At 53.5% G+C, this 26750-nt stretch carries 27 protein-coding genes and 2 tRNA genes; 20 read left to right on the top strand and 9 right to left on the bottom strand.

Going from position 1 to position 26750, the window contains the following annotated elements; translation table 11 throughout:
* Positions 1-5: 5 nt before the first annotated feature.
* The gene (locus HCH_RS07920; RefSeq protein WP_011395666.1) at positions 6-1166 is read right to left on the bottom strand and encodes an alpha/beta fold hydrolase; all 1161 of its coding nucleotides are present in this window, start codon (positions 1164-1166) and stop codon (positions 6-8) included.
* A gap of 86 nt (positions 1167-1252) precedes the next feature.
* The gene (locus HCH_RS07915; protein ID WP_011395665.1) at positions 1253-2290 is read right to left on the bottom strand and encodes an NADP(H)-dependent aldo-keto reductase; all 1038 of its coding nucleotides are present in this window, start codon (positions 2288-2290) and stop codon (positions 1253-1255) included.
* Positions 2291-2478: 188 nt separating this feature from the next.
* On the opposite strand from HCH_RS07915, the gene HCH_RS07910 reads away from it, so the two are divergent.
* The 6 genes from HCH_RS07910 (at position 2479) to HCH_RS07885 (ending at position 7293) form a co-directional block, all read left to right on the top strand.
* On the top strand, positions 2479-3726 hold the full coding sequence (locus HCH_RS07910) for a glycosyltransferase family 4 protein (protein WP_011395664.1): 1248 nt from the start codon (positions 2479-2481) through the stop codon (positions 3724-3726).
* Entirely contained in the window at positions 3686-4213 is a 528-nt protein-coding gene (locus HCH_RS07905) for a phosphatase PAP2 family protein (RefSeq protein WP_011395663.1), read from the top strand. Before HCH_RS07910 ends, HCH_RS07905 begins: the two co-directional genes overlap by 41 nt.
* 187 nt (positions 4214-4400) lie before the next feature.
* Positions 4401-5159, top strand: a complete 759-nt coding sequence (minC, locus tag HCH_RS07900; protein ID WP_011395662.1) for a septum site-determining protein MinC — start codon at positions 4401-4403, stop codon at positions 5157-5159.
* Between the two features lie 86 nt (positions 5160-5245).
* Positions 5246-6061: a septum site-determining protein MinD gene (gene minD, locus HCH_RS07895; protein ID WP_011395661.1), complete on the top strand. Its 816-nt coding sequence runs from the start codon at positions 5246-5248 to the stop codon at positions 6059-6061.
* A complete protein-coding gene (minE, locus tag HCH_RS07890) occupies positions 6058-6306 on the top strand; it encodes a cell division topological specificity factor MinE (protein ID WP_011395660.1) in 249 nt (82 codons plus the stop codon). The genes minD and minE overlap by 4 nt, the downstream gene beginning before the upstream one ends.
* Before the next feature lie 360 nt (positions 6307-6666).
* On the top strand, positions 6667-7293 hold the full coding sequence (locus HCH_RS07885; RefSeq protein WP_011395659.1) for an START domain-containing protein: 627 nt from the start codon (positions 6667-6669) through the stop codon (positions 7291-7293).
* 6 nt (positions 7294-7299) lie between these two features.
* Here HCH_RS07885 and HCH_RS07880 read toward each other — a convergent pair whose 3' ends face one another.
* Entirely contained in the window at positions 7300-7767 is a 468-nt protein-coding gene (locus HCH_RS07880) for a CBS domain-containing protein (protein WP_011395658.1), read from the bottom strand.
* A gap of 163 nt (positions 7768-7930) precedes the next feature.
* Between HCH_RS07880 and HCH_RS07875 the strand changes: the two genes are divergently transcribed.
* Positions 7931-8599 (top strand): TetR family transcriptional regulator, encoded by a 669-nt coding sequence (locus HCH_RS07875; RefSeq protein WP_011395657.1) that lies wholly within the window; start codon positions 7931-7933, stop codon positions 8597-8599.
* 263 nt (positions 8600-8862) lie between these two features.
* The gene (locus tag HCH_RS07870; protein WP_011395656.1) at positions 8863-10245 is read left to right on the top strand and encodes a PhoH family protein; all 1383 of its coding nucleotides are present in this window, start codon (positions 8863-8865) and stop codon (positions 10243-10245) included.
* On the opposite strand, the gene HCH_RS07865 is transcribed toward HCH_RS07870, so the two are convergent.
* A complete protein-coding gene (locus HCH_RS07865; RefSeq protein ID WP_049780875.1) occupies positions 10240-10737 on the bottom strand; it encodes an ATP-dependent zinc protease family protein in 498 nt (165 codons plus the stop codon). The two genes, HCH_RS07870 and HCH_RS07865, sit on opposite strands and share 6 nt — an antisense overlap.
* A 151-nt stretch (positions 10738-10888) precedes the next feature.
* Here HCH_RS07865 and phrB point away from each other — a divergent pair, with 151 nt between their 5' ends.
* On the top strand, positions 10889-12334 hold the full coding sequence (gene phrB, locus HCH_RS07860; protein ID WP_011395654.1) for a deoxyribodipyrimidine photo-lyase: 1446 nt from the start codon (positions 10889-10891) through the stop codon (positions 12332-12334).
* Here the strand turns inward: phrB and HCH_RS07855 are convergent.
* The 4 genes from HCH_RS07855 to hemA form a co-directional block, all read right to left on the bottom strand.
* Positions 12314-13066 carry a molybdopterin-synthase adenylyltransferase MoeB gene (locus tag HCH_RS07855; protein WP_011395653.1) on the bottom strand — a complete coding sequence of 251 codons (753 nt, stop codon included), beginning with the start codon at positions 13064-13066 and terminating at the stop codon, positions 12314-12316. The two genes, phrB and HCH_RS07855, sit on opposite strands and share 21 nt — an antisense overlap.
* Before the next feature lie 29 nt (positions 13067-13095).
* The gene (prmC, locus tag HCH_RS07850) at positions 13096-13926 is read right to left on the bottom strand and encodes a peptide chain release factor N(5)-glutamine methyltransferase (protein WP_011395652.1); all 831 of its coding nucleotides are present in this window, start codon (positions 13924-13926) and stop codon (positions 13096-13098) included.
* Positions 13927-13948: 22 nt separating this feature from the next.
* Positions 13949-15031, bottom strand: coding sequence for a peptide chain release factor 1 (gene prfA, locus HCH_RS07845; protein ID WP_011395651.1), 1083 nt, complete (start codon positions 15029-15031; stop codon positions 13949-13951).
* A gap of 78 nt (positions 15032-15109) precedes the next feature.
* Complete coding sequence (gene hemA, locus HCH_RS07840; protein ID WP_011395650.1) at positions 15110-16384, bottom strand: glutamyl-tRNA reductase; 1275 nt, start codon at positions 16382-16384, stop codon at positions 15110-15112.
* Positions 16385-16725: 341 nt separating this feature from the next.
* Here hemA and HCH_RS07835 point away from each other — a divergent pair, with 341 nt between their 5' ends.
* The 11 genes from HCH_RS07835 (at position 16726) to HCH_RS07785 (ending at position 25998) form a co-directional block, all read left to right on the top strand.
* Positions 16726-18504, top strand: a complete 1779-nt coding sequence (locus tag HCH_RS07835; RefSeq protein ID WP_011395648.1) for a tetratricopeptide repeat protein — start codon at positions 16726-16728, stop codon at positions 18502-18504.
* A gap of 85 nt (positions 18505-18589) precedes the next feature.
* Positions 18590-19210, top strand: a complete 621-nt coding sequence (gene lolB / locus HCH_RS07830; protein WP_011395647.1) for a lipoprotein insertase outer membrane protein LolB — start codon at positions 18590-18592, stop codon at positions 19208-19210.
* A 51-nt stretch (positions 19211-19261) separates the two neighbouring features.
* A complete protein-coding gene (gene ispE, locus HCH_RS07825) occupies positions 19262-20152 on the top strand; it encodes a 4-(cytidine 5'-diphospho)-2-C-methyl-D-erythritol kinase (RefSeq protein WP_011395646.1) in 891 nt (296 codons plus the stop codon).
* Between the two features lie 26 nt (positions 20153-20178).
* A tRNA-Gln gene (locus HCH_RS07820) sits at positions 20179-20253 on the top strand.
* Positions 20254-20317: 64 nt separating this feature from the next.
* Complete coding sequence (locus tag HCH_RS07815; protein WP_011395645.1) at positions 20318-21262, top strand: ribose-phosphate diphosphokinase; 945 nt, start codon at positions 20318-20320, stop codon at positions 21260-21262.
* A gap of 145 nt (positions 21263-21407) precedes the next feature.
* On the top strand, positions 21408-22034 hold the full coding sequence (locus tag HCH_RS07810; protein WP_011395644.1) for a 50S ribosomal protein L25/general stress protein Ctc: 627 nt from the start codon (positions 21408-21410) through the stop codon (positions 22032-22034).
* Positions 22035-22040: 6 nt separating this feature from the next.
* Positions 22041-22628, top strand: a complete 588-nt coding sequence (gene pth / locus HCH_RS07805; RefSeq protein WP_011395643.1) for an aminoacyl-tRNA hydrolase — start codon at positions 22041-22043, stop codon at positions 22626-22628.
* Positions 22629-22869: 241 nt separating this feature from the next.
* Positions 22870-23961, top strand: coding sequence for a redox-regulated ATPase YchF (ychF, locus tag HCH_RS07800; RefSeq protein WP_011395642.1), 1092 nt, complete (start codon positions 22870-22872; stop codon positions 23959-23961).
* A gap of 65 nt (positions 23962-24026) precedes the next feature.
* Positions 24027-24103: transfer RNA gene (locus HCH_RS07795), tRNA-Met, on the top strand.
* A 231-nt stretch (positions 24104-24334) separates the two neighbouring features.
* A complete protein-coding gene (locus HCH_RS07790; protein ID WP_011395641.1) occupies positions 24335-25078 on the top strand; it encodes a substrate-binding periplasmic protein in 744 nt (247 codons plus the stop codon).
* A gap of 185 nt (positions 25079-25263) precedes the next feature.
* Complete coding sequence (locus HCH_RS07785) at positions 25264-25998, top strand: substrate-binding periplasmic protein (RefSeq protein ID WP_011395640.1); 735 nt, start codon at positions 25264-25266, stop codon at positions 25996-25998.
* Between the two features lie 6 nt (positions 25999-26004).
* On the opposite strand, the gene HCH_RS07780 is transcribed toward HCH_RS07785, so the two are convergent.
* The gene (locus tag HCH_RS07780; protein WP_041599336.1) at positions 26005-26727 is read right to left on the bottom strand and encodes a lysophospholipid acyltransferase family protein; all 723 of its coding nucleotides are present in this window, start codon (positions 26725-26727) and stop codon (positions 26005-26007) included.
* Positions 26728-26750: the final 23 nt, after the last annotated feature.

Below are 26750 nucleotides of genomic sequence, written 5' to 3'. Positions count from 1 at the left end.
CGTTTTTAAGTCTGTGACGTTTTTTCGCCGGACCTTTGCGCCAGCCAGTCGGCGCTGATCGCCCAAACGTTTTGCGGGGCTTTCGCCCCAGCGAAGACGCCCGCATGACCGCCGGGCGCCACACAGAACTCCTTATCCTCCGTGGAAACGATGTCCAGCACCTTATGAGCGGCTTTTATGCTGACCAATTTATCGGAGTCGCCAGCGAACGCCAGAATCGAGCACTTGATGGCGGAAAACTCCGCAGAAGTCGCTCCCATTCTCATGCGCCCTCTCGCCATCTGATTTTGCAGCCCCATCGTCACCAGCATCTCTTTGATGGTTTGCCCAGGATAGTCCACCATGTCATTGAACCACTGACTCATAGTTGTGTGATTCTTGACGAACTCCCGGTCCCACAGGTTCACCAGCAGCTCCAGCGAACTGATCAGGCTGCCCATTGGATTCGTGAGCTTGAACGCCAGGGAGTTCACCCATCCCGGGATATGCAGAAACCGCGCAGGCAAATCCATTAGAGAAAAATTTAATACCCGGGAAATAATATTGGCGGGCCGATAAACCAGAGACAACACCCTTCCCGCCATACCGCTCTGATGCATGTCCACCGGGCTCGCCACGGTCACCAGATTACGAATATTCGGGTCCTGACTCGCCGCTGCGTACATCAGGGTCAGCAGTCCGCCCATACAGTACGAGAAAAAAGAGACGTCTTCGCGGCCGCTATGCAGACGAATTTGCCGCAACGCATCGGGCATCCACTGCATCACGTAGGTTTCCAGAGACAGGTGAGAATGGTCTTCCGTCACCTCACCCCAGTCGATTAAGTAGACATCAAAGCCTTTGGCGAGGAAGTAACGGACAATACTGCGCTGCGGCAGAACATCGAAAATCATCGACGTCGCCGCCAGAGGAGGAACCAGCACCAGCGGCGTGTGCTGCCTGACTCGTTCGACAGGGACAGTTTCATCGCCAACCTGAATTTCATCTTCTTCCAGCGGAAGATAATGCCGCACCGACATAATGCCGTCGCGGTAGATCTCCTCATACGGACTCAGATTCGCAATGAAAAAGTTCTCGGAAAACAGATAGCGCTCAAGGGCATTGAGAGCGCCCCACATCAGTTTCTCCGACCAGGCTGGGGCTTCCGCTTTTACATCCGCGACCATATTTTAGTGCTCTGTGCTGTTGTTATTGTATTTTTTATCGACTCATTCAGGCCGTTTAGCCAACCTGAATGAGCGTGGCATGCCTGTTAAGGGCATGGGAAAGTATAGCGCTGATGCGCTTCTTCCAGATCCTGCAACACTTCGTCGCCGAGAGTTACGTCGATGCTGCCGATATTGGAGCGCAATTGCTCCATGCTCGTAGCGCCAATGATATTGCTGGTGACAAAAGGACGCGAGGTGACGAACGCCAGCGCCATCTGCGCAGGGTCCAATCCGTGTTTTTCAGCCACTTCCACATAGGTTTGCGTCGCCAGTTCAGCCTGCTCGCCCAAATAGCGACTGAATCGGCTGAATAAGGTGATCCTCGCATTGGCGGGACGCTGCCCGCCCAAATATTTACCGCTGAGAATGCCGAACGCCAGCGGCGAGTACGCCAACAGTCCAATGCGCTCGCGATGCGCCACTTCCGCCAGCCCGACCTCGAAGGTGCGATTCAACAGGTTATAGGGGTTTTGAATGCTCACCGCTCTTGGCAAACCAAGTGACTCAGCATAACCCAGATACTTCATCGCGCCCCATGGCGTCTCATTGGACAGCCCGATATGCCGAACTTTACCGCTTTTGACCAGTCCCGCCAGCGCTTCAAGCGTTTCTAGAATGGGCGTTGCGTCCTCTTCTACTTTATGCTCGTAACCCAGCTTGCCAAAGAAGTTTGTGTTGCGGTCCGGCCAATGCACCTGGTACAGGTCCACATAGTCGGTTTGCAGGCGCTTAAGGCTGGCGTCTATGGCTTCGCTGATATGGGCGGCGGTCAGACGCGGCCCGCCGCGTAGATAGCCGAATGAGGCGGCGGGACCGGTGACCTTGGTGGCGACAATCAACTTATTGCGGTCACTGCGTTTTTTCAGCCAGGAGCCCAGATAGCTCTCCGTGCGCCCTTGCGTGTCCGCCTGCGGCGGCACGGGATACATTTCCGCCGTATCAATGAAATTAATTCCCTGCTCTACGGCGTAATCCAACTGCTCGTGCGCTTCCACTTCCGTATTTTGCTGCCCCCATGTCATCGTGCCCAGGCATATGGCGCTGACTTTCAGGTCCGTTTTTCCTAACTGACGGTATTGCATGGCATCCCCTTCTGAGTAATCACATTAGCGGCGAACAGGCATGCAGCCTGCGAAATATGGCGGTTGCCCGCAAACCATAACGGTCGACTGCAAAAATGGCAATCGTCACAAATCTGCAATCTACGATTAGTTTTTCTGTAACTTTGCGGGAGGAAGGTAGTCCTAGCCAAGCCATAATTGTGAGATGCATGATTTTAAAGCACAGCTTGCAGGACATTCAGGGACGAGCCGCCAATGCGGAACGGGAACGTCCGCGCCCCAAAATAGCCATCGTAACCGAAACTTTCTTTCCCGAAATCAACGGCGTCGCCAATACGTTGCGTTATGTCAGCGAAGGGCTGTTCCGTCAGTACCGGGTGCAGATAGTGCGCCCGCATCAGCCTCTCGGAGAGAAGCGTGAGCTGATTGACGCCATGGAGCATATTCTCGTGCGCGGCCGTCCGATTCCCGGATACGGCGACCTGAAGTTCGGCCTGCCCTGCCGCCGTCGCTTATTGAAAGCCTGGCGCCAAGACACGCCAAGCGCCGTTTATGTAGCGACTCAGGGACCTTTGGGCTGGAGTGCGGTGAGCGCGGCTACTGCATTGGGCGTACCAGTGGTCAGCGGCTTTCACACCAACTTTCACAGCTACAGCGCCTTTTACGGATTCGGCTGGCTAACCAAACTCATCACCCGCTACCTGACTTGGTTCCATCACCGCACCCTGCTGACTCTGACGCCGACCCGGCAAACCGCTGACGCTGTCTCTGAAATGGGCGTACGCAACACCCGGGTCTGGAGCCGCGGGGTGGACTGCGGACAGTTCAACCCCTCACATCGCTGCCAGCAGCTGCGCGAGGAATGGGGAGTGCGGGAGGAAAGTCCCGTCTTCATTTATGTAGGACGTCTCGCCAGCGAGAAAAATGTTCACCTGGCGATCGCCGCCTTCCGACGCGCCCAGCAACAGGTCAACAAGGCGCGCATGGTGGTTGTGGGTGGAGGCCCCTTGCGGGAGCGCATCGCCGCCAAGCACCCGGACATTATCCTGGCGGGCGTCAAACGCGGCGACGATTTGGCGCGCCATTACGCCAGCGCGGATATTTTTCTATTTCCCAGCCTCACCGACACCTTCGGCAATGTCGTCCTGGAGGCCATGGCCAGCGGTCTGGGAATCGTCAGCTTCAATGACGCCGCCGCCCGTGAGCACTTGGAGCACGAGGTCAGCGGCATGTTGGCGCCGCCACAGGATTGCGATGCGTTCTGCCGCCACGCCTTGACGCTGGCGCTGCGTCCGAGCCATCTCAAGAGGCTGCGCGCCGCCGCGCGGGGTCGCGCATTACCGTTGGACTGGAGCCAGATTGTCGATCGTTTCGCACACATTCTTTTGTCCGGAGAAGCCAAAGGGGGGCGCCCACATGAATCAGCCAAGAGCCTCAGAGCTGTTTCGCCGAGCTGACGAGCTTGAGCAAAGCATCTGCCGAACCGCCATCGCATGGGCCAGACGCCGCCGGCTGGCGCCGTTTTTTCGCACGGTAAGTCGCCTTGGGGATGGAGTATTCTGGTACGCCCTGATCGGCGTCGTCTGCGTCATTGAAGGCTGGGAAAGCGGGGGCTTCATGATTGTCACCGCCCTCGCCTGCACGGCTATCTATAAGCTACTTAAGCTCTGGCTGGTGCGCGAGCGTCCTTTCGTCACCCATAACGACATCACCTGTGACGCAAAAGTACTGGATAAGTACAGCTTCCCCAGCGGCCATACTCTTCACGCCGTGTGCTTTACTCTGCTGACCGCGGAAATCAGCCCTGTTCTGGCGTTGTGCGTGCTGCCTTTTACGCTTTGTGTCGCATTATCCCGCGTAGTACTTGGCCTGCATTATCCCAGCGACGTGCTGGTGGGCGCCGCCATCGGCTTTTGCATTGGGGCCGCCGCCTTGTCCATATAGGCCTATAGAGCTAGAGAACCGGCTGCACAAAAACAAGCCTAGAGGGCATATGACAAATAATTAACCCTCTCCCCGATGGGAACACGCTGGAATCGCCTTCCGCACGCGTTTATCCCATGGACCCTGAGCGAACGATTAAAGTACAATCCCGGCAACGACAAAAAAACGATAGGGATTAACTTTTATTATGCCGCAGGCGACTGCCGACCTATTTTCGTCACCTTGCTTGCAGTTCAAGGGTAGCATGGTTCCCCTAACCACCCTGGAGCTGTTGTATTTCGAACCGGATAAGTTTTCCGAAGAATTACGGGAAAAGGTGAAGCAAGCGCCCAACCTGTTTCATAACCTGCCTATCGTCGTTGGACTCGAAAAACTGGCTGAAGCCCATTCTCCTCTCGATTTCTCCTTGATTCAAACGCTTTGCGAACAAGAAGGCATTCGCCTGATCGGGGTGAGAACAGATGCGCCGGAGCAGACTTCCGCCGCGCAGACTGCAGGGCTGGCGGTGTTTCAACCGTCCCGAGGAACCCGAAACACAGAGGCGGAAACGTCTGTGCAGGAGTCGCCCACGCCCAGCGCCGCCGCTGAGACCGGGCGGGATGAAGCGCCGCCCCAGCGCGTCGCCAATCGCGTCATCACCACGCCCGTCCGCTCAGGGCAACAGGTGTACGCCCCTGGCGGCGATCTGATCGTATTGGCGCCAGTCAGCGCCGGCGCGGAAATTCTGGCCGACGGCAACATTCACGTCTACGCTCCATTACGTGGGCGCGCGCTGGCCGGAGTGCAAGGAGACGCCGGCGCCCGCATATTCTGCCAGAGCCTGGAGGCCGAGCTTGTATCAGTAGCGGGGCAGTATAAAATCAGTGAAGACTTACAGGGCGAGCATTGGAAACAAGCAGCGCAAATATGCCTGGACGGGGAAAAGCTGACAATAAAAGCCATGTAGCGGCTGCAAACAGGATCGACGGGTTGCTTTGGGAAAGAGCTTTATAATTTTCAACTTACAGAGATTGAGTGGAAAGGGTTACCAAATTGAGCAAAATTATCGTAATTACCTCAGGTAAAGGCGGTGTAGGCAAAACAACCACCAGCGCGTCGATTGCTTCAGGTTTGTCGAAGCTGGGCCATAAAACGGTAGTCATTGATTTTGATGTAGGCCTGCGCAACCTCGATCTGATTCTCAACTGCGAGCGCCGGGTTGTTTACGACTTCGTCAACGTAATCAACAATGAAGCCAGCCTTAATCAGGCGCTTATCAAAGACAAATACACAGAGAATATGAGCATTCTGCCAGCGTCGCAGACCCGCGATAAAGAAGCCCTCTCTAAGGAAGGGGTTGAGCGGGTGCTGAATGAGCTGTCCGAAACCTTCGAATACATTATCTGCGACTCCCCGGCGGGCATTGAGCACGGCGCCATGATGGCGTTGTATTACGCCGACGAAGCCGTTGTCGTCACCAATCCGGAAGTTTCATCTGTACGCGATTCCGACCGCATTCTGGGCATTCTGCACAGTAAATCCCGTCGCGCGGAGATGGGCCTCGATCCGGTGAAAGAGCACCTGCTGCTGACTCGCTACAATCCTGAGCGTGTGCAAAACGGCGAAATGCTGAGCGTGCAGGACGTCGAAGAAATTCTGGCTGTGCCGTTGCTAGGCGTTATTCCAGAATCCAAATCGGTACTGACCGCCTCCAACCAGGGCGTTCCTGTCATTCACGACCACCAAAGCGACGCGGGCCAAGCCTACGCAGACGCTGTCGCCCGCTTATTGGGCGAAGATCGCGAGCACCGTTTTCTTGACGTACAGAAAAAAGGCTTCTTCCAACGCGTGTTTGGAGGTAAGGCATGAGCTTCTGGGATTATTTCCGCAGCAACAAACAGGCGACCGCTTCCGTAGCGAAAGAGCGTCTGCAGATCATCGTTGCCCACGAACGATCCCAGCGCAATCAACCGGATTATCTGCCGCAACTGCAACAGGAAATCCTGGAAGTGATCGGTAAGTACGTCAAAATCAACCGGGAAGACATCCAAGTGCAGATTGACCGCAACGATGACTGCGCCGTGCTGGAGTTGAATATCACCCTCCCTGAATGAGATTTCAGCCTGCGCTTCACCCGGCTTGACGCGCAGGCTTGCTTTTACCTCTCCTTTCAACGCCTCTTTCCTTTTATATACCCCTTATATACCCCTCATAAATCCTACGCCACAGCCGCCATCCTGAATCCGGTTTGACCGCCGCCTGTAAATGGGCGTTTCTTATCATTTTGGCGCTGTCGCAAGTGCTAACATAATCGCCCCACAGCGGCTCCAACCGCCCAGGCATCTTATGGAGAAACAACTATAACAATGCGGCGCTCACATCTGAAAACCCCCTTACCAGGACATATCCTCGTCGGATTTCTTCTTGGCGCATCTTTATTATCTACGTCGATTGTAGCCCGTGGGGAAATCCCAATGGACTCAGAGCAATGGCGGCTTGAGTTCAATAAAGACGGGGTAAAAATCTTCACCATGCACTTCCCCGGGTCCGACTTCAAAGCGTTCAAAGCAGAAACAGTACTAAATACGCCACTGCGCTCTATTCTGGCGGTTATGGCTGATCCTGCCTCCTGTATGAAGTGGGTGCATGGCTGCATCGCGTCAGAGGAAGTGGAGCGCGGCAGCTTCAACAAGCGTTATGCGTATTCCGTCAATGACTTACCCTGGCCAGTGCGTGATCGGGACTATGTATTGGAAATCAGCACTCAGCGTGATCCCTCCACTCAGGAGGTGACTATGGATATGTACGCCGTAGACGATAAAGTGCCGGAAAAAGACCAGTATGTGCGCGTGCATCAGCAAGAGACGCACTATTTGTTTCAGCCGCAGGGGGAATCGCAGACGCGCATGACATGGCTGCAGCACACCGAGCCAGCCGGCGCTATTCCCAGCTGGCTGGTGAATTCGCTGATAGTCGACATCCCCTACAAATCCATGCGAGCCTTGGAGAAGCTCGCCAATAGCGATCCCTATCGCAATGCCCGCATTCAGTATGATGACGCAGGGAACGTCGTCGCTGTGGAAACCAAGGTCGAACAATAACCGAATTCAGTTCAGGCTCTCTTTTAACACTTTCAGCATGTCGTAGGTGGTAATGATGCCAACCACTTTCTTCTCGCGTAGGACAAAAATCCGGTGCAGATGTTCTTTCATCATCAGCTCCGCCACTTCCGATAAAGGCGTGGTTTCGGTGACATACAGCAGAATGGGCGACATGATGTCGCCCACCTCCACCGGCACTTTCACCATTTCCTCAAAAATAAACTGACGCAGGCGGCGGGCTTCTTTTTGCTCTTCTGGCGTCATTTGCGCGTCGTAATTAGTGTCGACGTGGTTGAGATGGAAGTCCGCGATATCGGACAAAGTAGCGATGCCGACCACTTCATTGCGGTCGTTCACCACAGGACTGCCGGAAATGCCATTCTGGGCCAGAAACGCGCCAAACTTTTGCATCGTCCAGCTGGCGGGTACGGATTTGATGTGGGGCGTCATGATGTCGCTTGCGACCAGAGTCATCGTCCAAAATCCTCTTCAGGTCGGCGGAATTGTTATCGTTGCGCAAAACATTCTACTCTTCCCCCATAGCCATGCCTAGTTCACAACACTTGAAGAGAGCTTAAATGCTAGAATAACGACGTCTATCGTTTAACGATGTAGTACTAAGCAGGTAAACGTCTCAGTGAAACACCCAACCCGGCGCAGCCGCGCTATTGATGAGCAGGAAAAGGCCGCGCGCCGACACAGCATACTGGAAGCCGCTCGCGCGCTTTACTTACTGCAGCCCACACAGTTGCCGTCAGTGATCAACATCGCCCAACAGGCCGGACTCGCCAAGGGAACCGTGTACCTCTACTTCAAAACCAAAGAAGAAATCTTTCTGGATCTGCTTGGCGGACTCTACCAGCAGCTGTTACAAGAACTCGCGGAGGTCGCAGAGGACAAAGAAAAATCTAACGAAGACCTTATCGGCGGATTAATTAACCAAACAACCCGGTTTGTGCAGGAACATCCTCATTTCATGCCTTTGGCCTCCATGACCAGTTCCATTCTCGAACGTAATGTAGAAGCAGAGCGCGTCGCCGATTTTAAAGCGGAACTGATGGGACGCATACAAATACTGGCCGTCGGCTTGCGTCGTCATTTACCCCAACTTACCGAAACCCAATGCCTCAATTTGCTGCTTCACACTAATGCTCTGCTATTGGGATTGTGGCAGATGCAAAGCGTTCCAACCCAAGTGAAGGAAGTCTTAATGCAACGCAACCTGGACGCACTGGTTCCAGCGTTTGAACCGGCGCTGAGAGAGTCTATGAACTTGCTTTGGCGCGGAGTCCTTCAGCCAGCCTAATCCGTTTTTTATTATTCCAGATGCTTCCAAAATTACATGCGTAGGTTATTATGCAAGTGAGGGACGTTAAATGACTGCTCGGTTAGCGCAGAAAAACCCAGTCCTTTAACGTCGAACAATAACCAGACATCAATGGCAGGGAGTGGGTTGTTGATTCAAACCTACATATTCCTCATACATCCTCGCACTCGACCATCAGGCGCAGCCTGCGCCAACCACTCCCAGACACGTTGCTGCTCATCAACCGGCAAAGGAAATAAAGCATGGCGCGATCCCGTTCGCAATTGAAGAACTATGTGCTTGACACCAACGTCCTTATTCACGATCCAAACGCCATTCTCAACTTCGAAGAACACCAAGTCGTCATTCCCATTACTGTGCTGGAGGAGTTAGACCGTCTGAAGTCCGGCAAATCATCCATTGCCGCCGATTGCCGTCAGGCGATACGCCTGATCGATAAATTACTGGGGGACGCCACGCCAAAAGAGATAGAAAAAGGCGTCCCTATTGTACGTGTCGTTAAAGGCGAGCCTCTCGGAACCATTTCCATTCTGATGGACCTGGAAGGCGCCCATCAGGTGCAACTGCCAGAAACGCTTAACGACAACAAGATCATCAACGCGCTGGTGACGCTCCAGAGCAAACACAAATCCCGCCCCACCATCCTGGTGAGCAAAGACATCAACATGCGTCTGAAAGCCAGGGCTTGCGGCGTGGAGGCTGAGGACTATCACACCGACCAGTTGATCGACGATATTGATCTGCTGCCCAAAGGCTATCAGGAGTTTAACCACAGCTTCTGGGACAACATCAACAAGGTGGAGACGCTGCAGAAAGACGGGCTCACCGAACACGTCATACCGCGTCTGCCGGAACTGAAAGACCTGAATCGTAATGACTTCATCATTGACGAGCAAGGATTCGTAGGACGCGTTTCTGATTTCCGCGATGACCACATGGTGGTGCGCGACCTGTCTCGCGACAAGCTGTTACAGCAAGAAGCCTGGGGATTGACGCCCCGTGATATCTATCAGGCGGTCGCGCTCCAATTATTGCTGGACCCGGACATTCACTTGGTGAATCTGACCGGCGCCGCCGGCTCAGGCAAGACCATTCTGGCTCTGGCTGCAGCGATTGAAATGACCGTAGCGAGCAAACGCTACAAGCGCATTATCGTCACCCGCAGCACTCAGGGGCTCGACGAGGACATCGGCTTCCTGCCCGGCACCGAAGCGGAAAAAATGGAGCCCTGGCTGGGCGCCATTACCGATAACCTGGAGGCGCTGCATCACGATGATGAAAACATGTCCGCCAGCGTGGAGTACATCCTGCAAAAAGTGCCAATACAGTTCAAATCGCTGAACTATATCCGCGGCCGCAGTTTCCAGCACAGTCTGATCGTTATTGACGAGTGCCAAAACCTCACGCCGCATCAGGTGAAAACGATTATCACCCGGGCCGGCAACGGCAGTAAGGTGGTCTGCCTCGGCAACCTGGCGCAAATCGATACCCCTTACTTGAATGCACCCAGCTCAGGCCTGACTTATATGACCGAGCGCTTCCGCGGCTTCAAGCACGGCGCGCACGTTCACTTACGCGGCGTGCCCAGATCCGCCCTGGCGGAATTTGCGGAAGCCAATCTATGATTTCCTGATTTTCCCCATCAGATAGGAGGCAGCCGGATTCACCTGTATCCGGCCCTCCATTGCTGTGCGTCCCAGCAACATACGGAAGCGCATGCTGTCGCGATTGGTGAGCGTCATCTCCACCGGCCAGGCATATCCGCCCACCTGTAGCAGCGTACTGATCACAAAGCGCATTTCCCGGTGGCCGCCGGAGTCCGACACCATGCGCCGATCGATCACCGCCGCATCGCACTCAATGACTTTCTCGCTATCGCCCTGAACCGGGTGGATCGCAAAGCGCACCCGAGTCCCCATCGGCGACTCATAAGACTCCAATTCAAACGCATGCAGCGCGGAAGTTCTCGCTCCAGTATCAACTTTCGCCTTGATTCTGGGGATGCCCAGTTCCGGCAACGCCACCCACTCCCGCCAGCCGACCACCAAATGCTCTTTTCCACCTTGAGGATCGCTTTTCGCCGTCTCTTCCAGCTTGTTCACTGCGCCTTCAGTCATTCTCACATCCACTCAACATGCTTCACAGCCACTCCACAATTATTCCGCGCCGGAAAGTTTTCTTCCGGGGCGTCCATTCATAAACTTTATGCGTAAATAAAATAACCCGAGATACGCAAATCGCAAACAAATAATCCCTCAAGGAGATCACATGCCGCGAACCCTGCACTGGTTCCGCAACGACCTGCGCACCCGCGACAACCCGGCATTATACGCCGCCGCCCAACGCGCCCGAGAGCAAAACTCAGAGCTGATCGCCTGCTTCCTGGTGAGCCCTGAGCAATGGCGCAGTCATGACATGGCGGATATCAAACTGGACTTCATGTTGCGCAACCTCAAAGCATTGCAAGCTGAGCTGGCCAAACTGAATATTCCCCTGTTTATTCTGGACGCTCCCCGCTTTGACGAGGCGCCGACCAAGCTTCTTACGCTTATGCAACAGCATCAATGTAGCGCGTTAACCTTTAATGAAGAGTTTGGCGTTAATGAAAGACGCAGAGACAAAGCTGTCAAGGAGACATTGAACGCTGAAGGCCTGGAAGCCCTTAAGTTTCGCGATCAAAGCATTCTTCCCGCGGGCTCCATCCGTACCGGCCAGGGTACTCCCTATGCCGTTTTTACCCCCTATAAACGCGCCTGGTTTTCACAATGTCCGGAGCACATTGAACTTTGGCCGGAGCCAGCGAAGCAGCCATCGCCAATGCAAACACCCGAGGGTGACGTACCGGAGTCCGTCTCAGGCTTTGACAAGGTCTCTTCGCAGACTTACGCCGCCGGAGAGGACGCCGCCTTGCAGAAGCTGGACGACTTTCTGGAGCACAAAGTTGACCGTTACCATGAACAACGAGACTTTCCCGCCATTGACGGGGTCAGCCAACTGTCCCCCTACCTCGCTTTGGGCGTGCTTTCCGGGCGGCAATGCTTTCACGCCGCGCAGCGACATCGCCATGCATCGCCAAATGCAAGCGAAGGCGTAGACACCTGGATTAATGAATTGATCTGGCGGGATTTCTACATTCATATTTTGTATGACTTTCCTCGCATCAGCATGACGAAAGCCTTCAAGCAGGAGACAGAAAACCTGCAATGGCGACATTCTGAAAAAGACTTTCTGGCATGGTGCGAAGGGAAAACGGGAATCCCTATCGTCGACGCCGCAATGCGGCAGTTGAATCAGACTGGCTGGATGCACAATCGGCTGCGCATGATCTGCGCCATGTTTCTGAGCAAAAACCTGTTGCTCGACTGGCGCCTGGGCGAGCGTTACTTCATGTGTAAACTGATAGACGGCCACCTCGCAGCCAATAACGGAGGCTGGCAATGGAGCGCTTCCACCGGCGTTGACGCTGCGCCTTATTTCCGCATGTTCAATCCGGTAGCGCAAAGTGAAAGGTTCGATCCAAACGGAGACTTTATTCGTCACTATGCGCCCGAGCTGGCCGAACTATCGGCCAAACTCATCCACCAGCCCCCGTCTGACGTCAGGAGTCGGCTGGGCTATCCCGTTCCGATTGTGGATTTGAAAGCCAGTCGCGAGCGAGCGTTGCAGGCGTTTCGGGAGCTTAAAAACTCGACCTCATCCGCACACAGCGCATGACGGATCTTTGCGCACCTTGAATTCGCGCCACTGCATGGTTTTTCCATCAAACAGCAGCAGTCTGCCGGCGCAGACGTCGCCATATCCGCTAAGGATTTTTACTGCCTCCAGCGCCTGCAGACTGCCAATAACGCCAACCAAAGGCGCCATGACGCCCGCCTCGGAGCAGGTCAGTTGCTGTTCGGACAACATTCCGTATAGGCAGTGATAACAGGGAGCATCGTCTCTGCGTGGATCAAACACCGCCAGTTGCCCTTCGGAGCGAATCGCCGCTCCTGACACTAAGGGCTTGCCGTATTGCACGCAAGCCTCATTAACCGCCGATCGGGTGGCGAAATTATCAGTGCAATCCAGCACAACATCCACATCAGAGACAGCGGCAGCCAGTAATTCATCCTGCAAAGGCTGCGTAATGGTCTCTACTCTGACATCCGGGTTGATGTCAGCGAGGGCGCGCCGCACGGACTCAGCCTTGTTGACGCCAACGTCCTGCTCTCTATGAGCGATCTGACGCTGTAGATTGGACAAGTCCACTGCGTCAAAATCCGCCAACACCATACGTCCGCAACCGGCCGCGCCCAAATACATGGCGGCGGGACATCCAAGACCGCCCAACCCGATAACCAGCGCGGAGCTGTTTCGCAGCGCCTCCTGACCGGCGATATCAAAATCCGGCATCATGATCTGCCGGTTGTAACGCATCAGCAGCGTATCGTTCATTTCATCCCGCATAGGTTCCTCCATACCACGGCGCGCCGACTCTATTCAGGTAAGCGCCCCAGGGTGATTCGGTCATGCCCCGCCAAGTCCTGATGTGTCCGCACGTCAACATAGCCGGCAGTAGAAAAAATTTCACGCGCCGCCGCGCCTTGATCGTAGCCGTGCTCCACCGCCAGCAAGCCGCCTGCCAGCAGGTGACGTCCGGCGCCAGCGGCGATCATGCGAATATCCGCCAAACCATGATCCGCCGCCACCAGTGCGGAGGCCGGTTCAAAGCGCACATCCCCTTGCGTCAGGTGAATGTCCAGCGCATCAATATAAGGCGGATTGCTGACAATAACATGGAACTGCTCGTCCCCGACTGCGTCATACCAGTTCGACCGCAGACATCGTACATTCGTCAGTCCAAGCGACAAAACATTCGTCGTCGCCAGCTCAACCGCCTCCTGACTGACATCCACCGCCGTGAAGCGCCAGTCGGGCCGTTCATGCGCCAACGCACAGGCGATGGCGCCTGTTCCAGTACCCAAATCCAGTACCTTGGCGCCTGCAGGAGCCGCTTCCTCCAGGACCAACTCAACCAGCAATTCGGTTTCCGGCCTGGGAATCAACGTGGCGGGGCTAACTTGAAACTCCAGCGACCAAAACTCCCGCTTGCCGATCAAGTGCGCCACCGGTCGACCTGTTTCACGCTCGGCGATGAGGCGCTGGTAGGCCTGCAACGCAGGCTCATCCAACACACTGTCGTTATGACTGATCAGATAAGTGCGCCCTTTTCCCAAGACATGAGCAAGCAGCACTTCGGCGTCCAGCCTGGGACTTTCCGTCTCAAGCCGGCTTTTCGCCCAAGCCAGGGCTTCGTCTATGCGCATAAGTCCGGTCCCGGTTTATCGCTTATTCGCTGATGCTGGCCAGCATCTCCGCCTGATACTCTTGCAGCAAGGGCTGGATTACTGGATCAAGGTCGCCCTGCACCACTTCCTCCAGTTTGTACAAAGTCAGATTGATGCGGTGATCTGTGATACGCCCTTGCGGATAATTGTAGGTGCGGATACGTTCGGAGCGGTCGCCGCTGCCTACCAGCGATTTACGCGTCTGAGCCTGTTCCTTCGCTTGTTTCTCCTGCGCGGAAGAAAGCAATTTGGCTTTCAGCAACGACATGGCTTTGGCGCGGTTTTTGTGCTGCGAACGCTCGTCCTGACATTCCACGACGATGCCTGACGGTAAGTGGGTGATACGAATGGCGGAGTCAGTTTTGTTAACGTGCTGACCACCCGCCCCGGAGGCGCGGTAAGTGTCCACACGCAAATCCGCCGGGTTGATGTCCACGTCGCCCACTTCCTCAACTTCAGGAAGAATGGCCACCGTACAGGCGGAGGTGTGAATGCGGCCTTGCGACTCCGTTTCCGGCACCCGTTGCACACGATGCGCGCCGGATTCGAATTTCAGCAGGTTGAAAACATTATCGCCGGCAACGCGACTGATCACTTCTTTATAACCGCCATGTTCGCCAGGACTTTCGCTGACAATCTCCACTTTCCACTTTTTCAGTTCGGCGTAGCGGGAGTACATGCGGAACAAGTCGCCTGCGAAAATAGCCGCCTCATCACCGCCGGTCCCTGCGCGAATTTCAAGAAACACGTTGGAGCCATCACGCGGATCGCGGGGCAACAACAGAATCTGCAGATCTTTCTCTAACTGCTCGCTGGACTCTTCCGCCGCAGCCAGTTCTTCTTTCGCCATTTCCCGCATGTCCGCATCGCTGTCGTTAAGCAACAACTTGGACTCTTCAATGGCGTTTAACGCGTTCTGGTATTCCTGATAGCACTGCACCACCGGCTCCAGTTCCGCATATTCTTTCGACAGTTCTTTAAATTTTTCCTGGACGCTGATGATATCCGGGTCGGAGAGCAGCGCCCCCACTTCCTCATAACGATCTTTCAAAAGATCGAGCTTTAACTTAATCGATTCTTTCATAAACCAATAACCATAGTGAAATTACGCAGTCGACCGAAACGGGGATAGAGGTTGGCCGGATTCCGGCCTCAACGGACGCTAATCGTTGTTAACTTTTTCATCCGGAAGCTGAAACAAATCCCGCAACCAGCCAGTCACTTCTTGACGCCCTTCCGCGGAAGCGCGACGAACCTGAACGGTAGGATGGTGTATCAGCTTATTGGTGAGTCCATGAGCCAGCATGCGCAGGACGGATTCGGGGTCGTCCCCCCGGTTAAGCAGTCTGATGGCTTTCTGCAGCTCTGCGTCGCGGACGCCTTCCGCCTGGTCGCGAAAGCGCCGCAAAACCGACACCGAATCAAGAGCGCGCAGATGATACATGAAATCCGCGGCGCCTGCCGCAATCAAACGCTCAGCTTCTTCAGCGGCGCCTTCTCGCGACTTCATGTTGTCTTCGATGACTTGACGCAGATCGTCGACGGTATAGAGATATACGTCGGCGAGTTCGCTGACTTCTTCCTCTATGTCCCTGGGAACAGCGATATCCACCATAAACATGGGTTTATGCTTGCGTCGCTTGAGCGCCTTCTCCACCGCGCCTTTGCCAAGAATAGGCAGCGGACTGGCGGTGGAAGCGATAACGATATCCGCACGGTGCAGATATTCCGGGATGTCGGAAAGCCCTATAGCGCTGCCATGGAATTCAGCGGCCAGATCTCTGGCCCGGGAGAGCGTGCGATTGGCGACAATCAGAGAACGCACCCCGGCGCGGTACAAATGACGCGCCACCAGCTCAATCGTCTCGCCGGCGCCAATCAGCAAGGCGGTATTCTGCTCCATATTGGAGAAAATATGCGACGCCATGCTTACCGCCGCATAAGCAACGGAGACGGGGTTTTCTCCAATCGCCGTCTCGGTCCGCACCCGCTTCGCGACAGCGAATGCATGCTGAAACAGGCGATCCAGTGGGCCGCCCAACGAACCAGCGGCTCTGCCGGAAGCATGCGCTTCTTTCATCTGCCCAAGAATCTGAGGCTCGCCCAACACCATGGAATCAATGCCGCTGGCGACGCGCATCATGTGCTGCGCAGCATCTTCATCATTATATATATTGCAGCAGGCTTTCAGCTCGGTGAGGCTGACTTGATGGTACTGCCCAAGCCACTCTATCAGGCTTATTTCATCCGGTTCTCCCGGGGTGGCGCAGTACAACTCCGTGCGATTGCACGTGGAAAGGATTGTGACTTCGTCGATGTCGGGGCGGCAGCGCAGGCGCTCCAGCGCATCAGCCAGCTTTTCCGGGCCGAACGCCACCTTCTCCCGGATCGCAACCGGGGCGGTTTTATGATTAATACTTATAACAAAAAGCGCCATAACAACCAGGACATCTCCCAAGCCGGCGACCATTTTAACGCGCTGACCGCTGCGTACAATGACTTATCTTAAAAATATACCGAAATCGCGGCGGCGAAGTTTTAATCTAAAACAAATTATAGGCGGCCAATCCCAAAATTGCCGCTCCCCGCCTTCCCTCCCGCCTGGTTGAAAAGCATTGCAAAATAGACCGATAAGAGAAGGGGTTACATCACATCAATAAAGGCTTCGAGCGGTTAACAAGCTTTAATGAATAGAGCTATGCTAAGTAGGAGGTATATGCTAGCTTGTCAGCAAACCTCTCGATAAAACGTCATAAGACCGGTAATAAGATAGTATCAATGAAATATTTGCATCGAGCGCTGCTCAGCGCGGTGGTTTGTGTTGTTTTCCCCGGTTGCAGTCAGATCGCCGGCCTGCAAAAAGCACAAGAGGTGACGGACCCCGTCACGCAACGCCCCATCCCGGTGCTCCAAGCCTACGATGACACCGAGCTTGCTCCCGCCCCGGACGCACAATCTCCTTACCCGCAACAATTCAGCCGCTCCACTTTGTTGGACTTGCTTACCGCGGAAATCGCGGGACAACGCGGACAGGTCGATATGTTGCTGCAGAATTATCTAAAAGTCGCCCGCGAAACCCGCGACATCGGCGTTATACGCCGAGCGCTCAACGCCGCGCAATATATTAAAGACGACGCGGCCATGACCGAAATGACGCTGCTGTGGACCGAAGTGGAGCCGGACAACGTAGACGCTCACCAATTGGCCGCCTTCCAGCTCATCAAACAAAAGCAGTATCCAGAAGCGTTGTCTCATATGGAGCAGGTGCTGGAGCTTGAAGGGCCGACAACGTTCGACCGCCTCGCCGTCCATGCCAAAAACCTGACCGACGAGGAAAAGAAAGAACTGCTCAACCTGTACAAGAAGATTCTGGAGCGTCATCCGGAAAACGGGGAGCTCATGTACGGCTACGCCGTGCTGCAGGAAATCAACGGCATGGAAGAAGCAGCGCTCGCCAGCACCGACCCGCTGCTAAAGACCTCACCAGACAATCCGGCGGTGATAGCCTTGCGCGCCCGCCTCCTGAAGAGCGTCAAAGGCGTTGATGTTTCTCTCGCGTATTTGAAAAAACAGTACGCCAAGCATCCCGATGAAGTACAAGTAGGCGCGCTGTACGCCCGCACGCAGATTGAGGCGCACAATTTCGACGCTGCGCAGTCTATATATAAGGAGCTGATGAATCGCTTCCCTAATACGCCGCACCTCAAACTCTCTTATGCGCTGGTCTCCCTGGAAAATCAGCATATCCAGGAAGCCCGTAAGCACTTAGAAGAACTGGTCAAGCAAGGGCAACATCTCAATGAAGCTCACTTTTATCTGGCGCGCATCGCCGATCAGGAAGACAGAGTTGAAGACGCCATCCAGCATTATCAGAACGTGACCCGCGGCGGCCACTATTTTAACGCTTTGGCTCGCTCCGCCTACCTGCTGATCCGCTCCGGTCGCCAAAGCGAAGCGGAAGCCGCGTTCACCGAAGCCCGGGAGAATTTACCCTCCCAGGCCAGTCAATTATGGGAACTGCAAATCAACCTCATGCTGGAGCTGGATGACCTTGACGCCGCGTTGAAGTTTTCAAACCAAGCGGTGGAGGAATATCCCGAAGACCTGCAATTGTTATACGCCAGAGCCATGCTGAAAGACCGCATGGGTTTACTGCAAGGTATGGAAGACGACCTGCGCCATATTATTGCTCTTGATCCAGACAACGCCGTCGCCTTGAACGCACTGGGCTACACCCTTGCAGACCGCACTGAGCGCACTCAAGAGGCATACAACCTGATCAACAAAGCGTTAGAGCTGGACCCTGGCAATCCCGCCATACTCGATAGCATGGGCTGGGTGCTGTTCCGTTTAGGCAAATCTGGCGAAGCAGTTGGCTTTCTACAAGAAGCTTACTCCAAGTTTCCTGATCCAGAGGTCGCCTCCCACCTGGGCGAAGTACTCTGGTCACTGGGCAGACAGGACGATGCAAAAAATATATGGCGCGAAGCGCTGAATACAAAACCCGATCATCAGCTTCTGAATGAAACCCTAAAGCGCCTGAACGTAGACCTTTAATTCCCCCATAACATATTTTCGGACGGGCGCCTTTCACGCCCGTCCGTCAATCCAGCCAAGCAATCCATGTAAACGGACGCGATAGATGTCAAAAACATTTTCTGGCGGACGCCTTTTCGCCACCCTGCTAACAACTCTGGTCGCTTTGAGCGGTTGTCAGCTAACTCCACCCAAAGAAACAACGCTAAATGCGCCAGATGACTGGTCACAACGTAAAAGCGCACTACTGGCGTTCGACCACTGGCGGCTGCAAGGCAAGCTGAGCGTACGCAGAGGCGATCGACTGGATAGCGCCATCATCAATGAGTGGAATCAACAGGGCGAGCGCTTCGCCATTCATGTTTCTTCTTCTTTATTGGGGTTGGGCGCCACACAGATAGAAGGCTCGCCCAAAGGCATCCGCCTCTCGCAGCCCGACAATGAGCCTTTATTCTCCGAACGCCCTCAGCAACTACTGGAGCACGCACTCGGCTGGTCGATACCGATCGAATCACTCCCCTATTGGGTGCGCGGCGTGCCTGACGTCAGAGAGCCTAACCAACTTACCTTTAGCGTTGATGGGGAGCTGATCAGCATCGAACAAAACGGCTGGCTGGTTGAATATAGTCGTTTCAAACAAGTCGGCGATCTGTCGCTACCGGAAAAAATCACCCTTACCAGCGAAGACGCCCGCGTCAAGCTGGCCATAACAGAATGGCGCCCCTGAGCGCCTTAATCTCACCCCGGCAATAACCAGCTTTAACCTACTCACTCTTTTATGCGCAACGAAACCCTGACCCTAAGCTCTCCCGCCAAGCTTAATCTTTTTCTACACATCACCGGCAGACGCCCCGATGGCTACCATGAATTACAGACGTTGTTTCAATTGTTGGATTACGGCGACAGCCTGAGCTTCACTCCCAGGGATGATCAACGTATAACGCTGGAGCCAAGCCTCCCTGGCGTGCCAGAAGCCGACAACCTCATCATCAAAGCCGCCCGCTTATTGAAAGAACATATTACGGCGACAAGCCCAGACAAGGCCGGGCAAATCAGCGGAGTATCCATCTATATAAATAAGAAGCTGCCAATGGGCGGCGGCATAGGCGGCGGCAGTTCAAACGCAGCAACGACATTGTTGGCGCTAAATAGGTTGTGGAATGCCGATATCAATACCGAGACTTTAGCTGCGCTTGGGTTAAAACTGGGCGCCGACGTACCCGTATTCGTCCGCGGCGCGACGGCTTTCGCTGAAGGCGTGGGAGACATACTCCATCCCGTTGACACTCAGGAAAAATGGTATTTAGTCGTCCACCCAAATCTTCATATATCTACCGCGAAAATTTTTTCAGATAAGTGGTTGACAAGAGACACACCAAAAAGCACAATAGCGCCCGCTCTTGAGGGAGATCTCGAAAACCTCCGAAACGACTGTGAAACAGTGGTTTGCAGGATGTACCCAGAGATTCGCGAGGCGATAAATTGGCTAGATCAGTTTTCGCCAGCTAGATTAACCGGAACAGGGGCCTGCATTTTTGCAAGCTTCTCCGACAAAAAGCGAGCGGAATATGTTCTCTCCCAAATGCCGACAAAATATCAAGGCTTTGTCGCCAAGAGCATTAATGAATCGCCAGTTCTTAACGAACTCAAACAATGGCGAAATCATTAAAACTAACAGCAGAGATGCGACTCCACTGGGGTGTAGCCAAGCGGTAAGGCAGCGGGTTTTGATCCCGTCATGCGTAGGTTCGAATCCTACCACCCCAGCCAACTTCAAAATCCATTCCTTTAAAAATTCATTATTTGCCTAGACGCTATTATGAAGGTACGTCCCGTGTCCAAGTTAATGGTTTTTACCGGCCAAGCAAACCCCGAACTTGCCAAGAACGTCGTTGATACGCTCCATATCCCTATGGGCGCCGCCGCCGTCACCCGCTTCAGCGATGGTGAAGTATCGGTGGAAATCAATGAAAACGTGCGCGGTCGGGACGTTTTCATTATCCAGCCCACTTGCGCCCCCACCAATGATAATTTGATGGAGCTGGTGGTTATGGCTGATGCGCTGAGAAGAGCTTCGGCAGGAAGAATCACCGCTGTAATCCCTTATTACGGCTACGCCCGCCAGGATCGCAGACCACGCTCTTCCCGCGTCCCCATAAGCGCAAAAGTAGTGGCGGATATTCTTACCGGCGTCGGCATCAATCGCGTACTGACCGTCGATCTTCACGCAGACCAGATTCAGGGCTTCTTCCACATTCCTGTGGACAACGCTTACGCCACCCCGGTTATGCTTGACGATATAGAGCGTCGCAATTTTGAGAATTTTGTTGTCGTATCTCCGGATGTCGGCGGCGTTGTACGCGCTCGCGCATTCGCCAAACGCCTGGACGATGCAGACTTGGCCATCATCGACAAACGTCGCCCACGAGCCAACGAAGCCCAGGTTATGCACATCATCGGCGAAGTGCAGGACAAGGTCTGCATTCTGGTCGACGACATCGTGGATACGGCAGGGACACTTTGCAAAGCGGCTAATGCACTGAAAGAGCATGGCGCAAGTAAAGTCATTGCTTATATCACTCACCCCGTCCTATCCGGCCCAGCCATCGAAAACATCGAGAACTCGGTCCTGGATGAACTTGTGGTCACAGACACAATTCCATTGAGTGACAAAGCCCAGAAGTGTGATAAAATCCGCCAGCTTTCTTTGGCGGGCCTATTGGCCGAATCGATTCGCCGCGTTTGCAACGAAGAGTCGATCAGCGCCATGTTCGGATAATTATCCCGCCACATCGGGATAAAGCGACAAAGCTTCCTCTCAGGAAGCTTTGTTTGTTTAAGACGCCGGCGATTTTCGACCGGTAACCACAACGCCCTTCAGGTCTGGTCGCGGGCCTGCCGGGTTCAAAACTGAGGAAATCATCATGAGTAATGAATTTAGCTTAAACGCTGAAAAGCGTGACGTTCAGGGGAAAGGTGCGAGCCGCCGCCTACGTCGCGTTGACGGCAAGGTTCCTGGCATCATCTACGGTGGCGAAACTGCTCCTGTAGCAATTTCTGTTAGCCACAACCAACTAAGCCACGCCCTGCAGAATGAAGCGTTCTACTCTCACATTCTGACTCTGGACGTTGAAGGAACCAATGAGTCCGTCATCCTGAAAGATCTGCAACGCCATCCGTACAAGCCGATCATCATGCACGCCGACTTCCTCCGCGTACAAAAAGATCAAAAACTGCACGTAAACGTTCCCCTGCACTTCATCAACGAAGATAAGTGTGAAGGCGTACGCCAGGGCGGCGGCAGCATTTCTCATCAACAAACAGAAGTTGAAGTAATCTGTTTACCCGCTAACCTGCCTGAATTCATCGAAGTTGACATGACTTCCGTACAGGTTGAGCAAATCCTGCACCTTTCCGACTTGAAACTGCCAGAAGGCGTTGAACTGGCTGAGCTGACAAAAGGCTCAGATCACGACCTGCCTGTTGTTGCAGTACACAAGCCGAAAGGCGCCAAAGCTGACGAAGCTGAAGGCGAAGGCGAGGCTGAATAAGGCTCCATGGCGAAGCCTGTTCGCGCCATTGTCGGGCTGGGAAATCCCGGCCCCGACTACGCCCAGACCCGGCATAACGCCGGGGCTCTCTGGCTGGAGCATCTGGCCAGAAAAAAAGGCCAATTCTTAAGGCCGGACAAAAAACTTCACGGCGACTATTGCAAAATATCCATCGCCGGCGAAGACATCCACCTTCTATTTCCCAGCACGTTCATGAATCGCAGCGGTCAATCCGTTCTGAGCCTCAGCCAGTTCTACAAAATCGAACTGGAAAATATACTGGTGGCGCACGATGAACTGGACATTGACGCCGGAACACTCCGCCTCAAGTTTGGCGGCGGACATGGAGGACACAATGGCCTGCGCGACATCATTCGCTGCTTTGGCGGAAATAAAGACTTCCCTCGCATGCGGCTAGGCATTGGCCACCCCGGAGATAAAAGCAAGGTGACCAGCCATGTTCTTGGCAGAATCAGTAAAGAGGATATGGACAAGCTGGAGTCAGCATTCTATCAGCTGGACACCCACCTGGAAGCCATCATTTCCGGCCAGTGGGACACCGCCATGAACCGCCTGCACAGCTTCCGCGCCTGACGCATTTCCTACCCTGCCCAGCTGGCTCACGCCCTCCCGAATGCGTATAATTTGCGCCCACTAACGCGCCTAAAGCGCACCGGTTTCAAAATTTTGATCCGCAGCCCTCAAAGTTTGAGCCTGCGGTTTAGTTTTTCCGCCTTCCGCGCCAGACATCAAGTTATTGCATTGTCTGCATAGGATGGGCCGACGAGACTTATAGAGACCTAATTACTTAAATTTCCAAGCTTGAGGACATATCATGGGATTTAATTGCGGCATAGTCGGACTCCCTAACGTAGGCAAATCAACCCTGTTTAATGCACTCACCCAAGCGGGCATCGACGCCGAAAACTTCCCTTTTTGCACCATTGAGCCCAACTCAGGCATCGTCGCCATGCCCGACCCTCGGCTGCAAAAGCTGGCGGAAATCGTCAAGCCGCAGAAAGTCATCCCTACCACTATGGAGTTTGTCGACATCGCCGGCCTGGTGGCCGGAGCCTCCAAAGGAGAGGGACTGGGGAATCAATTCCTGGCGAACATCAGACAGACCGACGCCATCGCACACGTAGTGCGCTGCTTTGCAGATGAAAACGTGGTTCACGTGGCGAATAAAGTCGATCCTGCCGCAGATATCGATGTCATTAATACCGAGCTGGCTCTCGCCGACCTGGACACCGTAGAAAAGGGCATCAAGCGGATCTCGCGCATCGCCAAAGGCGGGGATAAATTCGCCAAGCAGCAAATTGAGGTGATGGAAAAATTACTGCCGCACCTGAATGAAGCCAAGCCCGTACGCGCCCTGAATCTGAGCGCGGAGGAAATGCTGGTGATCAGAGAGCTGTGCCTGCTCACTGTAAAGCCAACCATGTACATCGCCAACGTTGCTGAAGACGGCTTCGAAAACAACCCCCACCTCGACGTGGTAAGAGCGATTGCCGAAAAAGAAGGCGCTGTCGTCGTCCCCATCTGCAATAAGCTGGAATCGGAAATCGCAGAGCTGGAAGACGAAGAAAAAGCCGAGTTCCTGGCCGACCTGGGCATGGAAGAACCCGGACTTGATCGCGTCATTCGTGCAGGCTACAAGTTACTTGGCCTGCAGACTTATTTTACGGCGGGCGTAAAAGAAGTCCGCGCATGGACCGTTAAGATCGGCGCAACCGCACCACAAGCGGCAGGCGTCATACACTCCGATTTCGAACGCGGATTCATCCGAGCGGAAGTGGTCGGCTATGACGACTTCACATCTTTCAACGGAGAGCAAGGCGCGAAAGAAGCAGGAAAATGGCGCTTGGAAGGCAAGGATTACATCGTTCAGGACGGCGACGTCATTCATTTCAGATTTAACGTATAAACTGATGATTTTTTAGGGTTGACAAGCCCAGCAAAAAACAACAGAATACGCGCCTCAAATGAGACGGCAAGGTAGCTCAGTTGGTTAGAGCACAGCACTCATAATGCTGGGGTCGGCGGTTCAAATCCGCCCCTTGCTACCAAGTTTCGAGAGCCCGCTTTTTAAGCGGGCTTTTTTGTTCCCCCTCACCTTCCCCCTTGCACCACCACTAAGCACCAATCGACCAAAACGCATTAAAATACAGCGCTTCTATTTTCAGTGTGTACTTTTGTTAATAAAATCAACAAAATAACAAAAAAAATTCTCGGCATACCGTGGATTTTTCGGATAGACGGACTATCCTTAATGGGGTAGCTACATTCGAGGTTAAGACATGTATTATTTTCGCTCCCTTCTTTTGGCGTTATGCGCCACTCTCTGCGTATCAGCAAATGCGGAAGAGGTAACTTTCAACCTGGTTACTGAAAACTTCCCTCCCTACAACATGAGCGTTAATGATGCTGAGTATGAACACAGACCCGAGGACATCACCGGTCTGATTACAGATGTTGTCAAACAGATTTTCACCAAGGCGAAAATCGGTTACACCATGAAACTGCGTAATTGGAGCTACGCATACAACTACGCTCAGCGCAAAGATTTTCGAGGTGTATTCGGAACCACACTCACCGATGCTCGCAAACCTCTATTTAAATGGGTTGGCCCAATCGCCTCCGACGGCTGGGTCCTCTACGCAAAATCAGGCTCCTCCATCAAAATAAACTCGATTGAAGACGCCAAGAAGTACAAGATTGGAGCGTATAAAGGCGATGTGAGAGAGCAATGGCTACTTTCCAATGGCTTTGAGACCTCCAGCCTCGACGATGACGCTTTGAATCCCAAGCGACTACAAAACGGTCAAATTGACCTTTGGATCTCAGGACCCGTTTCCGGCCCCTACTATGCAGCCAAAAACGGCGTTACCAACATTCAACCTGTATTCACCGTTAAGGAGACACAACTGTATTTAGCAGTTAACAAAGAAACGCCGGATGAATACGTCAACAAGCTCAATGAGGCCCTGGAAAAAATGCGCTCTAGTGGCGAATTGGAAAAAATTACCGCCAGATACAGATAAACAACAGAGCCTTACAAATCCTGCGAGCCCCTATTTCATGGGGCTCGCAGGGGTATTCCTCCCCTTTCCTCCCCACTCATCCGGAAAACTACTTATTAGGAAGACACCTACACCAGCTGTTTAATAAGCAACCAGACTAATCGTTAGTCAGAACAATATTCCGCCCAGCCGTTTGAGGTGATTTAATGATCGCTAAGAAGCTATTGTTGGTTTCTGTTCTCTTTCTGTCCGCCATTGCACGTGGCGAAACCTTTAACCTGGTCACGGAAAATTTCCCGCCTTTTAATATGGGCGAGGAAGACCACAAATACGAACACAAAGCTGACGCTATCAGCGGCATCAATGTGGATATAGTCAAAGAGCTCTTTAAACGCTCGGGTTATGACTATCGTATGAAGCTCAGAAATTGGAATTACGCTTACAACTTCGCGCAACGCAAAGAGTTCCGTGGCGTATTCGGCACTACATTGACCGATGCGCGCAAACCGCTGTTCAAGTGGGTAGGTCCACTCGCCAAGAACGACTGGGTATTCTTCGCAAGAAATGACACTACTATCAAAATTAACTCTGTAGAGGACGCCAAGCCTTATCTCATTGGTTGCTATAAGGATGACTCCAGAGCGCAATTTTTGAAGAACAACGGCTTCAACGCTTCAGAGCTGGAAGATGACAGCCTCAACCCAAAGAGGCTGCAACAAAGACAGGTGGACCTATGGATCTCCAGCACCGCATCAGGCTATTACTACGCTAAGCTGGCCGGTGTTTCCGACATCAAACCTATATTTACTATACGAGACACCAGTCTATACTTGGCGATGAACAAGGACACGCCTGATGAGCACATTGAGCACCTCAATAAAGTGCTCGATAAGATGCGTACTGAAGGCTATTTGGACAAAGTATATTCAAACTACAAATAGAAAGTCTTACGCCTGGCTTAAGGCGGCGGAGGTCCGCCTTATCCACTCTTCCATTTCCTTATGAACTTCATCGGTAGCGCGCCCACTGGTTTCAATCGGCGCACCGATCCTGACCCTTATCAAACCTGGGCGCTTACTAATACTGCCAGCAGGCCAGCAATCGCCTGCATTATGCGCCACTGGCAGTAAAGGTACGCCCGCGCTGACCGCCAACAAGGCGCCCCCCTTATTGTATTTGCCAACTTGTCCAGGACGAACGCGCGTTCCTTCAGGGTAAATCACAACCCAATACCCAGAAGTCAGACGCTCCTTTCCCTGCTTTAGCAATTGCTTAAGCGCCGCAGAAGGCTTACTCCGGTCAATGGCGATGGGCTTCAATCTTTTTAGCGCCCAGCCAAAAAACGGAATTTTCATCAACTCCTGTTTCAGTACTGTGCATTGAGGACGGAATATGACGCCTAACAAATAGGTTTCCCAGGCGCTTTGATGATTGCTGACAACCACACAGCTTGTTTTCGGAATGTTCTCCAGCCCCTCAATCTCATAACGTATGCCGCAAACAACGCGCGCCCACCAAAGCGCAAACACATTAAACCGGGATACGATGTAATAGCGCTTTTCAAAATTGACGTAAGGACCCACCAACATACCAACTAATGATGTGATGATGACGCCCCAAGCATACCCAAGGTAAAAAACGAAAGACCGAAATAGCTGAAATGCCTGCACTTTTGCCCGCCTTTTTTCAATGC

Origin of the sequence: Hahella chejuensis KCTC 2396 (genome assembly GCF_000012985.1) — a bacterium.
GTDB lineage: Bacteria > Pseudomonadota > Gammaproteobacteria > Pseudomonadales > Oleiphilaceae > Hahella > Hahella chejuensis.
This window is presented reverse-complemented; position numbering and strand designations above follow the sequence as displayed.

What these genes read in the sequence shown, in the direction of transcription:
- HCH_RS07920 (WP_011395666.1), bottom strand. Translation starts at nt 1,166, where the DNA reads ATGGTCGCGGATGTAAAAGCGGAAGCCCCAGCCTGGTCGGAGAAACTG.
- HCH_RS07915 (WP_011395665.1), bottom strand. Translation starts at nt 2,290, where the DNA reads ATGCAATACCGTCAGTTAGGAAAAACGGACCTGAAAGTCAGCGCCATA.
- HCH_RS07910 (WP_011395664.1), top strand. Translation starts at nt 2,479, where the DNA reads ATGATTTTAAAGCACAGCTTGCAGGACATTCAGGGACGAGCCGCCAAT.
- HCH_RS07905 (WP_011395663.1), top strand. Translation starts at nt 3,686, where the DNA reads ATGAATCAGCCAAGAGCCTCAGAGCTGTTTCGCCGAGCTGACGAGCTT.
- minC (WP_011395662.1), top strand. Translation starts at nt 4,401, where the DNA reads ATGCCGCAGGCGACTGCCGACCTATTTTCGTCACCTTGCTTGCAGTTC.
- minE (WP_011395660.1), top strand. Translation starts at nt 6,058, where the DNA reads ATGAGCTTCTGGGATTATTTCCGCAGCAACAAACAGGCGACCGCTTCC.
- HCH_RS07885 (WP_011395659.1), top strand. Translation starts at nt 6,667, where the DNA reads ATGGACTCAGAGCAATGGCGGCTTGAGTTCAATAAAGACGGGGTAAAA.
- HCH_RS07880 (WP_011395658.1), bottom strand. Translation starts at nt 7,767, where the DNA reads ATGACTCTGGTCGCAAGCGACATCATGACGCCCCACATCAAATCCGTA.
- HCH_RS07870 (WP_011395656.1), top strand. Translation starts at nt 8,863, where the DNA reads ATGGCGCGATCCCGTTCGCAATTGAAGAACTATGTGCTTGACACCAAC.
- HCH_RS07865 (WP_049780875.1), bottom strand. Translation starts at nt 10,737, where the DNA reads ATGACTGAAGGCGCAGTGAACAAGCTGGAAGAGACGGCGAAAAGCGAT.
- phrB (WP_011395654.1), top strand. Translation starts at nt 10,889, where the DNA reads ATGCCGCGAACCCTGCACTGGTTCCGCAACGACCTGCGCACCCGCGAC.
- HCH_RS07855 (WP_011395653.1), bottom strand. Translation starts at nt 13,066, where the DNA reads ATGCGGGATGAAATGAACGATACGCTGCTGATGCGTTACAACCGGCAG.
- prmC (WP_011395652.1), bottom strand. Translation starts at nt 13,926, where the DNA reads ATGCGCATAGACGAAGCCCTGGCTTGGGCGAAAAGCCGGCTTGAGACG.
- prfA (WP_011395651.1), bottom strand. Translation starts at nt 15,031, where the DNA reads ATGAAAGAATCGATTAAGTTAAAGCTCGATCTTTTGAAAGATCGTTAT.
- hemA (WP_011395650.1), bottom strand. Translation starts at nt 16,384, where the DNA reads ATGGCGCTTTTTGTTATAAGTATTAATCATAAAACCGCCCCGGTTGCG.
- HCH_RS07835 (WP_011395648.1), top strand. Translation starts at nt 16,726, where the DNA reads ATGAAATATTTGCATCGAGCGCTGCTCAGCGCGGTGGTTTGTGTTGTT.
- lolB (WP_011395647.1), top strand. Translation starts at nt 18,590, where the DNA reads ATGTCAAAAACATTTTCTGGCGGACGCCTTTTCGCCACCCTGCTAACA.
- ispE (WP_011395646.1), top strand. Translation starts at nt 19,262, where the DNA reads ATGCGCAACGAAACCCTGACCCTAAGCTCTCCCGCCAAGCTTAATCTT.
- HCH_RS07810 (WP_011395644.1), top strand. Translation starts at nt 21,408, where the DNA reads ATGAGTAATGAATTTAGCTTAAACGCTGAAAAGCGTGACGTTCAGGGG.
- pth (WP_011395643.1), top strand. Translation starts at nt 22,041, where the DNA reads ATGGCGAAGCCTGTTCGCGCCATTGTCGGGCTGGGAAATCCCGGCCCC.
- ychF (WP_011395642.1), top strand. Translation starts at nt 22,870, where the DNA reads ATGGGATTTAATTGCGGCATAGTCGGACTCCCTAACGTAGGCAAATCA.
- HCH_RS07790 (WP_011395641.1), top strand. Translation starts at nt 24,335, where the DNA reads ATGTATTATTTTCGCTCCCTTCTTTTGGCGTTATGCGCCACTCTCTGC.
- HCH_RS07785 (WP_011395640.1), top strand. Translation starts at nt 25,264, where the DNA reads ATGATCGCTAAGAAGCTATTGTTGGTTTCTGTTCTCTTTCTGTCCGCC.